General features: G+C 58.2%; 3 protein-coding genes and 1 pseudogene. 1 reads left to right on the top strand and 3 read right to left on the bottom strand.

What is annotated here, in order from left to right; translation table 11 throughout:
- The 3 genes and pseudogenes from AC1DH9_RS23315 to AC1DH9_RS23305 all read right to left on the bottom strand — a co-directional run.
- Positions 1-549: pseudogene (locus AC1DH9_RS23315) on the bottom strand (RHS repeat domain-containing protein); the annotation flags it as partial.
- A 465-nt stretch (positions 550-1,014) separates the two neighbouring features.
- A complete protein-coding gene (locus tag AC1DH9_RS23310) occupies positions 1,015-2,211 on the bottom strand; it encodes a DUF1501 domain-containing protein (RefSeq protein ID WP_427536775.1) in 1,197 nt (398 codons plus the stop codon).
- A gap of 21 nt (positions 2,212-2,232) precedes the next feature.
- A complete protein-coding gene (locus tag AC1DH9_RS23305) occupies positions 2,233-3,768 on the bottom strand; it encodes a DUF1800 domain-containing protein (RefSeq protein ID WP_427536773.1) in 1,536 nt (511 codons plus the stop codon).
- A 306-nt stretch (positions 3,769-4,074) separates the two neighbouring features.
- Between AC1DH9_RS23305 and AC1DH9_RS23300 the strand changes: the two genes are divergently transcribed.
- On the top strand, positions 4,075-4,404 hold the full coding sequence (locus tag AC1DH9_RS23300; RefSeq protein WP_019692252.1) for a YXWGXW repeat-containing protein: 330 nt from the start codon (positions 4,075-4,077) through the stop codon (positions 4,402-4,404).
- Positions 4,405-4,518 lie beyond the last annotated feature (114 nt).

The following is a 4,518-nucleotide window of genomic DNA, read 5'->3' as shown; positions in this document are numbered from 1 at the left end:
GGCCTTGAGTCCGGAGCTTGCAACCATCAGTGCCTTGAGGTCTTTCAACGGGCCCTTGATGGCTTTGGCACTGGACAGATCCTTGGTGTGCAGCAGGTCGGGCGAGGCGAAAAACTCTGCATTTCCCAGACCCGCCGCCGTCATCTGCTCCAGATTTTCCGGGTCGATTTCAGCGTAATGCGTTGCACCTGCGAGGAACTTCCGGTTCGCTACCTCGCCGTCGATCGCCAACAGAAAGAAGGTAAACGCCGTGTTGCCCAGCCGCACCCAATCATCCTGATTGGTGTTGCTGCCCTGGGTTCTTTGCAGGGTTTTGATCTTGCGGTGCACCAGTTCAAAGTTCGATGAAATAGTGTTGAACGGCGGGGGACCGTCCTTTGACGTGGTGTAGTGCCGGAGGGTGAATTTCTTGTCCGCAACTTTTGCGAGCTCGGGGTCGGTCGCCTTTTTGTTGCTGAACTTCAGATTGTCGTCCGTGACCGACTGCATGATCTCGAACGGCTGGGTCCGGTCCTGTGGCTGATAGTTCGCCTGATGCTGTTCATACATTTCCAGCGCCGAAGCCGGTTTTTGTGAAGAGGGCGATGCTGCGCTGGAAGGTTGAACCAGGCAGGGTCCCTGATGATTGGATTTGCACACGGCGCATAGCTTGGGGACTAAAAATACGGGTGGTTTTGGTGGAATGGCAGGCGCTGGTCGAGGGGGTGGTGCGGAGGGGCTTGATGATGCGACCTGAGGATTTTCAACCGGGGGAAAGACGCTGCTGCTCCTGGGTTTTTGCCCGGTGGGCAACGTGTTGGGTGTTGCCGGAGACGGCACGATGGGCATGGGGCCCTTGCCCGCATTCGATCCGGAATTTTTCAGCACAGTAGTCACTCTCTAGTTTTAGTAGACGGTGCTCCGTTGAATCTTGAAGCGATCGCCCACGTTTATAACCGAGGTCTGTGTGAGGGTTGCCGGAGGAATTGTTAGATGAAATTTCCTACGCGAACGGATGCATATTTCTTACGCCGATCAGAGTAACTGCAATGCGTCCGGACGCGCACCGGGAAATACGTTCTGCAACTGCGAAGCGGATAAGCCCCAGGTCCTGCCAAGTAAACCACCGAGCAGGTTCCGATAGTTGTTGAGCACCGGGTAATCGCGGTTTTGCAGCAGGCTTTGTGGGTTGACCGCCACCTGTTCACCCGCGATGCGTCCACCGCGAACGTTGCCGCCAAGTACCCAGTACACCGTGCCATGTCCGTGGTCGGTGCCCCTGGCGCCGTTTTCACGAAAGGTGCGGCCGAACTCCGAGATCACCACCACGGTGGTGTTGTTCCATTCATCCCCCAGCGCCCGGGCATAGGCGACCAGGCCTTCACCGAGGTTCGCCAGGTTGTTGGCCAGTTGGCCGCTGGTGCTGCCTTGATTGACGTGGGTATCCCAGCCGCCGACATCGACGAAACCCAGTCGGTACTGGTCGCGCATCAGCGTCGCCATGCGCCGGGTCTGGGCCGCGAAGTTCTGTGCATTCGGCGCGCCACGATTGGCCTTGACCATCTCTTCTTGCAGATCCCTTGACACCTGCTGGCGCAGTTCAAGGCCACCGGCTGCGGAAGCGGCATAAGGTGTGTTTTGGTACATCGACGAAAGAATCGCCGATTGTCGAGCATCGAAGGCCGGTTTCGAGGTACCGCGCAAGGAGATGTTAGGGATGGCGTTGCCGCCCTGAAAGCTCAGGGGCAAGGCATCGGTGAAGGCAATGGGCGCACTGTTCGGCACCTGACGCGACAAGCGTGCAAGAAAGCCAGAGTCGTAACGGTTGCGCTGTTGGGTCGGTTCGCCAGACTCGATATTGTCCTGGGTTTCGAAGTGACTGCGGGACACGTCATCGGTCCCGGCGAACGGCACGAAGGCGATCTGCTTGCGTTGCCACAACGGGTAGATCGAATCACGTAAAACCGGATTCAGGCCCCAATGGCTGTCCAGTGCAATGGCACTGTTGGGGTTATGCGAGTCCGGCCGGGCGATGGCGAGAGTTGGACGCGACTCGTAGTAAAAATCGCTGGAGTAGGGCACCAGCAGGTTGTTGCAGTCGTAGCCGCCGCGCAGAAAGACGATCAGAAAGCGCGGTGCCGAAACAGGGGCGGCGAACAGCTTTGCACTAAACGACAAGGACGGCAGTGTCGCGGCGGCCGCAGCGGCAACCAGCAGTTCTCGACGATTCATGGCGGTACCTCATTACGCGGTTCAGCGGTTATTGAAGTCAGGTGAGGCGAGCAAGAAGGTGTTCCATTCCTGAGGCGACACGGCCTTGTTCAGCGCGGCAAGGGTCGTTGCTGAAAGGTGTGGAGAGATGGCCTCGTAGAACAACGGTGTAGTGATCATCGGAAACCCCGGACCGGGCAGGTTGCTACCTTGTGGGGTAAACAATCGGTTATCCCCACGCCCGATTGCCCGGGCGATTTCGAAGCGTTTGGACATCTGCCCCGAGCTCGACCAACCGCTGGATTCCAGAGGCCAGCCGTCCGGTGTCACGCGACCGAATACTGGCTGTCCCAACTGATTGAGCCAATTGATCATCGGTCTGGCGTTGGCCAGCGGCTTACCGTCATAGGCCAGCCGCACCGCCGACACCACAAACTGCATCGGGTCCTTGAATTTGGTAGCAGTGCTTTGCAGCAACTCCTTCGACTCGAACAACGTACGCATCACTTGGGCGATATCGCCGTCGCTGTCCTGGAAGGTCTTGGCCATCCGCTCCACCAGCGCGGGTGGCGGCTGATCGGCAACGAAGTATTTGGCCAGCTGTTGCGAGACAAAATGCGCACAGGCTTTCTGCCGGGTAATCAGCTCCACGGCCTGACGGATCTCGTCAAAGCCGCTGCCCTTGATCGGATGGCCGAGCAGTACCTTGTCGCTAAAGTCGTGACGACGAGGATTGAATTCGAACAGCCCTTCGCGCACCACCAAGGCCTGTAACCGAGGAGCAAATTTCTGCGTGCGACCATCGAGCGGCATCAGCCCGGCACCGGTCAGAATCAACGCCAGTTGCTGGACGTCTTGTTGGGTATAGCCGGAGCCGACACCCAGGGTGTGTAGCTCCATCAATTCGCGGGCGTAGTTCTCGTTGACCTTGCCCTTGGCATTTTGCGCGTTGTCCAGGTACTCAAGCATCGCCGGACTCTTGAGGGTGGCCATCACCAGATCCTTGAACTTACCCAGCGCGTGTGGGCGGATTGCGTGTTCTGCGTAGTCCGCCGTCAGCACCCGTATGCGAGCTTTGCCCTGAAACACGCTGAAGTGGTTGAGCCAGAAACCCACCAACTGCTCTTTGAGCTGATTGGGCCCATACACTGCACGCAACAGCACGGCTTCACGCGCTTGTTCTGCAAGTTCGTTGGCTTGTTGTTGCGCATCTTTTTTCGCGGCGTTTTTGGCGTCTCCTTCGGGCATGGCCTTGAACTGTTCCTGCTGGCTCTTGAATGCCTGTAACAAGGATTCGGGCGACGTGCTCAATACCGGATAACTGTGCAACAGCGCGTTGATTGCCGGTGGCAGCGGGTCATTGATGCGGTCGGCCAATTGGGCTTGAAGCAGGCCCTCGCGCCCCATGCTGCGCAAGCGCGCGAGGTTGGCGGCATCCAGATCGAAGCCATCGCGACGCAGCCAGGCAATGTCGCTCGAGTTGAGCGCTGCGGGTGTGCCGGCCAAGGCGAGTGAGGGAAACAACAGCAAACAGGCCGACAGGCACAACGGGCGCAAAACGGCATGTGACATGTGCATGTAGGAGGTTCCCGAGTATCAAGAGAGACGTCGACTGCAGCCAGTGTAGTTTCCACCCGTGCAGCTGACGCTATGCTGAATAACGTGCATCTAGAACAGCTCGACAAAGATGGCGTTGCGCGTGTTCTTGCAGGTTCTGCGAGCTGTGGAAGGTCAAGTTTTCTTTACACAGTTCCTGTGGGTTGGTTCAGGTATTAGACAGATATCTGCTGGTACAAATATTCATACGCCAAGCAGGAGCGCGGCGGTAAAGGGGGCATGGTTTTACAGGGTTACTCTATTGGCCGATGAGCCTCAGGAGGCAGCATGTTGTTACGTTACGCGGCATTGGTAGCAGTGGTCATCGCGGCCTCCGGTTGCGTACAGGAGCGGGTGGTTCACGACCGGCGTCCGCCGCCACGCGAGTACGTCGAAGTCATCGCACCGCAGCCACCACCGGTCCAGGTGATCGAAGTGGAGCCCGCGGGCCGGCCAGGTTATGTCTGGTCGCGCGGTTACTGGCGCTGGGAAGGCGGGCGTTATGTCGCCGTTCGCGGGCACTGGGAACCGGAACGCCGGGGTTATCGTTACGTGCACCCGCATTGGGAACAGCGCAACGATGGCTGGCATTGGCAAGGCGGGGGCTGGGCCCACTAGATCCAGCGTTTCGCCGAATTAAAAGAGCGACCTTCGGGTAGTTCCTGTCAGTTAAGGCACAAGCCTGTGGGAGCGAGCCTGCTCGCGATGACGGCATAACATTCAACATCAATG

This window comes from Pseudomonas sp. 05T35, assembly GCF_056396605.1.
The sequence above is the reverse complement of the archived record's forward strand: the minus strand, read 5'-3'. Positions and strand labels throughout refer to the sequence as shown.

Coding starts and splice junctions, on each gene's coding strand:
- AC1DH9_RS23310 (WP_427536775.1), bottom strand. CDS start 2,211: ATGAATCGTCGAGAACTGCTGGTTGCCGCTGCGGCCGCCGCGACACTG.
- AC1DH9_RS23305 (WP_427536773.1), bottom strand. CDS start 3,768: ATGCACATGTCACATGCCGTTTTGCGCCCGTTGTGCCTGTCGGCCTGT.
- AC1DH9_RS23300 (WP_019692252.1), top strand. CDS start 4,075: ATGTTGTTACGTTACGCGGCATTGGTAGCAGTGGTCATCGCGGCCTCC.